The organism is Flectobacillus sp. (genome assembly GCF_049240685.1).
GTDB lineage: Bacteria > Bacteroidota > Bacteroidia > Cytophagales > Spirosomataceae > Flectobacillus.
In genome coordinates, this window is record NZ_JBMLSD010000378.1 from 1 (window position 1) to 3,972 (window position 3,972).

Genomic DNA, 3,972 nt, shown 5'->3' on the forward strand with positions numbered 1-3,972 from the left:
ACAGTTTTAAACTGTTTTTAAACATTCATTGAAAAAGTCTAAATACCTTTTCTCTGTTTGTCCAGTAATTAGTTAAGTAATAGGAAAGGTTACATTAATAGTATTTCAGAGGCAAAATTTGACTAAACCCTTTTGATTATGAATGTCTTCAAATAACCAATATACCATTAACTCATAACGTTTTCCTACTCAATACAAACAATCACTAATTTTCCAACACACTCAATGTTTAAAGAATATATCATAGCCAAAGCGCAAAATCACAGCTATCACTATCACTACAAAGAAAATTCTTACGAAAGCACTTCCTTTTTTTAACGCCAGTTTCGTACCAACGATAGAACCAATAATATTGGCTATCGCTAATGGAATGGCGACTTTATACAAAACATCCCCCGACGACATAAAATAGATAATGGCAGGCACGTTAGAAGCGCAATTCATAATTTTGGCATAAGCCGAAGCATGTAAGAAATCCAAATAAAAGATTGATACAAAAGCAAAAATTAAAAAACTGCCCATACCTGGTCCAAAAAATCCATCATAGAACCCAAGTATTGCGCCTGTTAGTAGTACACCCCAGAAAAACTTTTTCCCTTGATACTTTGGCGTATGATGCGTGCCCAAATCTTTTTTGACCAACGTATAAATTAATACCGCTATCAATAGTACCAAAATAATGGGTCGGAGGGTTTCTTTGTCCAATGAACTAACCAATCTAGCACCCATTAGTGCAAACAATCCTGTGACTGCTATTGCTGGAAGCATGACTTTCCAATCTACTTTTACCTGTTTGATATATTGTGAGGCTGCTACCAAAGTGCCTGAAACAGAGGCCAATTTGTGGGTTCCAATAACAGTTGGAATCGAAAATTGCGGTAAAAAAATTAAAAGTGCTGGTAGCTGAATCATACCTCCACCACCTACAATCGAATCAACAAACCCTGCTGAGAAGGCAAAAATGAGTAAAAAGCAAAGAGTTTGAAGACTAATATCGTCGAGGAACATGAAAAATTGGGATTGATGAGCTGGCAAAATTAGCTCAAACTCTCAAATATTTCAATTTATCCGCAATCATTCAAACGGCATTTTCAATAGTGGTTGAATATTATCGTTTTTCTCTGCATTCATTTGGGTGTCTACTCCATAAATAATTTTTTGAGGTTCCATCTGGGAAAATGTTCCAAAGAGATGATCCCATATCGAAAAAATATTACCATAATTGGTGTCGGTATAGGGTTGTACATAATGGTGATGTACATGGTGCATATCTGGCGTAACAATGACCCAGCTCAATATTTTGTTGAGAGTAGCTGGTAGCGAAATATTGGCATGATTGAATTGCGATAACAACACTGATATAGACTGATACATCATGACAATCCACATAGGTGCCCCCGTAATAATGACAGCCAGTGTCGTAAACGCAAACCTAAACACACTTTCCCCTGGATGATGTCTGTTGGCTGTTGTCGTATCTACTTGCATATCGCTATGATGAATGATATGGAAGCGCCACATCCACTTCACCTTGTGCTCGAGCCAGTGAATAAACCATGCTCCAATCAAATCCAACAACAATAATCCCAATGTAGCATACAGTATCAACGGCATTTTGGGTAGCCAATTGATGATTCCTATTTGATTGGCAACAACCCAATCTGAAGATTTTACCAATATAAACGCCAATAAAAAGTTAACACAAATAGTAGTTATAGTAAAAAAGATATTAATGCCAGCGTGTTTCCATTTTTGATAAGAAAATTTAAACAGTGGTAGTGCTGATTCAATTATCCAGAAGAAAGTAATACCACCAATCAAAATCATTGAGCGGTGGCTTGAAGGAATATTAGAAAAATACTGAACAAGGTTTTCCATACTTAATAGACTTTAGCAAGATTTTTTTGAATAAAACTTCTTTTTTGCAAAATAATACTTTTTGTATTGCGAAGATGTTATTTTGAAATAATAAATTTTGCTTTATTTTTACTAGGCAATAGCGTATGAATATCTTCAGTTATCATAACTTTGCTCCATATAATAAAAAAATATGCACAGTAGTAAAAATTGGCTTATTTTGTATTTATCACTTGCTATTTGTATTTATCACTAATATTACACTTTAAATTCGGATGAATCTTTTAATTGTACATGAACATCAACTTTTGGCCGATGCACTAAAAGTTATTTTAGAACCCAACCCAAATATACTTTCTGTGAATCTCCTACCTCTCAGAAATGCCTCGACCCAAAATATTAAGTCTTTTGCCCCAGATGTACTATTTGTTGACTGTTTTCAATCACAAGAGCAAATAGCCCAAATTCTCATTGAATTATCGAAGTCCATTCCTGCGATTTTTTTGTTGAGCGTAAACCAGTCAAAGGATATCTTAATGTTATCCGAAATAGCTAACATTAAGAATATTTTTAAGCTTGAAAATGGTTTAAAAGATTTACTTTCTGAACTTGGAACACTTGCAAATACACAGCGTCAAAAAAGATTTGATGATACTTTTTACTACCAATCTTCTTTTTTTAGTCAACATAAAATATCTCTTCGTGAGGCTCAAGTAATTGCGCTCATGATGCAAGGGGATTCTAGTGAAGCAATCTCCGAAAAATTATTTATCAGTGTACATACAGTTAATACTCACAAACGAAATATTTATCAGAAGTTTTCAGTACCCAACGAACGAGAGTTAATAAAGTTAGTTCAATCTGGGTATAAAATAGAATACACTATCGATACGAAGAATTAGCTACTTTTTTTCTAGTTATAAGCCCTATTATCATTCCAAAAGAAAGTGGAAAAAATAACCATTCCGTAGCGATTAGCGCTTGTAGATATTGCAAAAGCATGATACTCAATACTGTAATAGCAAAGCCGATACTATTAACAATGGTTATAGCCGAAGCACGATAATCTGGTTGTGCATTTTGTGAGATAAGTGTAGAGAATTGGGGTGAGTCAGCCACCACACTGAACCCCCAAATGATTAAAATACTGATGAATCCTTCAAACGGCAAGGCCCATATCCATGGACTTATGAGGCAACAGCTCCCCGAAATAATCAAGAAAAAATAGGCTAACTGACGACTGCTAAAGAGCTGTTGGGATAATATGGCAGTGCTTATACAACCCAGAATACCAGCCCCAATGATGCCAAACGACCACCCCGAAACTGAAAACTTGATAGGATGAATAGATTGATAATGTTGCAAAATGACTGGAATAAATGCCCAGAAGGTATATAACTCAAACATGTGACCAAAGTATCCCCAAGCGTATTGTTTGAAATTTGAGTTAGAAAAAGCTTCTATCACGGCTTTAGGTCTAAAGCTTCCAATGGCTTGCCTGTAAGGGCCATCTGTAATACCCAACGCTATACTTATACAGCCAAGCGTAGCTAATACCGAAGCTGCAATGATGATAGTTTGCCATGCAAAATGAAAATCAAGAGCTGCTAATAGGTGTCCAAACGAGGTGCCAAATACAAGCGCACCGACCAAATAGCCCAATGCTTTTCCTAATCCTTTTTGATGCCAATCGCTCATAATTTTCATTCCTACGGGATATATTCCTGCCAAAAAGAATCCTACACCAAATCGAATCCCTAGTAACAAAGCCATGTTGCCAATGCTAATCAATGTCCCCAAATTGATTAATGCTCCAATTATTCCAGAAAAAACAAAGACCCATTTAGGCGAAAATCGATCACTTATTGAAAAAATAGCAAAACATAATGTGCCACAAACAAATCCTAATTGCACTGCAGAAGTCATGTTGCCCAAAAAGTGATGACTGTTCGGAAATAAGGGTTGAAGCTCTTTTAGTACTGCATTAACCGCAAACCAGAGTGATGTACCCGAAAATTGTGCAAAAACCACTATTGGCGTTATGGTCTTGGGATTTTTGATAAAATTTGGCATTTTTCTTTTTCTCAAAAACTAGTATTTGTGTTTTAGGCATTT

At 35.7% G+C, this 3,972-nt stretch carries 4 protein-coding genes; 1 reads left to right on the forward strand and 3 read right to left on the reverse strand.

Translation table 11 applies throughout. From position 1 onward, the window contains the following. Positions 1–222: 222 nt before the first annotated feature. Both ACOVQ4_RS17630 and ACOVQ4_RS17635 read right to left on the reverse strand, forming a co-directional pair. Positions 223–1,008 carry a sulfite exporter TauE/SafE family protein gene (locus ACOVQ4_RS17630; RefSeq protein ID WP_421821933.1) on the reverse strand — a complete coding sequence of 262 codons (786 nt, stop codon included), beginning with the start codon at positions 1,006–1,008 and terminating at the stop codon, positions 223–225. 66 nt (positions 1,009–1,074) lie between these two features. After that, positions 1,075–1,878, reverse strand: coding sequence for a sterol desaturase family protein (locus ACOVQ4_RS17635; protein ID WP_421821934.1), 804 nt, complete (start codon positions 1,876–1,878; stop codon positions 1,075–1,077). Between the two features lie 254 nt (positions 1,879–2,132). Here ACOVQ4_RS17635 and ACOVQ4_RS17640 point away from each other — a divergent pair, with 254 nt between their 5' ends. Beyond that, a complete protein-coding gene (locus tag ACOVQ4_RS17640) occupies positions 2,133–2,759 on the forward strand; it encodes a helix-turn-helix transcriptional regulator (protein ID WP_421821935.1) in 627 nt (208 codons plus the stop codon). Here ACOVQ4_RS17640 and ACOVQ4_RS17645 read toward each other — a convergent pair. Next, positions 2,740–3,945, reverse strand: a complete 1,206-nt coding sequence (locus ACOVQ4_RS17645; RefSeq protein ID WP_421821936.1) for an MFS transporter — start codon at positions 3,943–3,945, stop codon at positions 2,740–2,742. The genes ACOVQ4_RS17640 and ACOVQ4_RS17645 overlap by 20 nt on opposite strands. Positions 3,946–3,972: the final 27 nt, after the last annotated feature.

Excerpts from the sequence above, each read along its gene's own strand:
- ACOVQ4_RS17635 (WP_421821934.1), bottom strand. The coding sequence starts at position 1,878 with ATGGAAAACCTTGTTCAGTATTTTTCTAATATTCCTTCAAGCCACCGC.
- ACOVQ4_RS17630 (WP_421821933.1), bottom strand. The coding sequence starts at position 1,008 with ATGTTCCTCGACGATATTAGTCTTCAAACTCTTTGCTTTTTACTCATT.
- ACOVQ4_RS17640 (WP_421821935.1), top strand. The coding sequence starts at position 2,133 with ATGAATCTTTTAATTGTACATGAACATCAACTTTTGGCCGATGCACTA.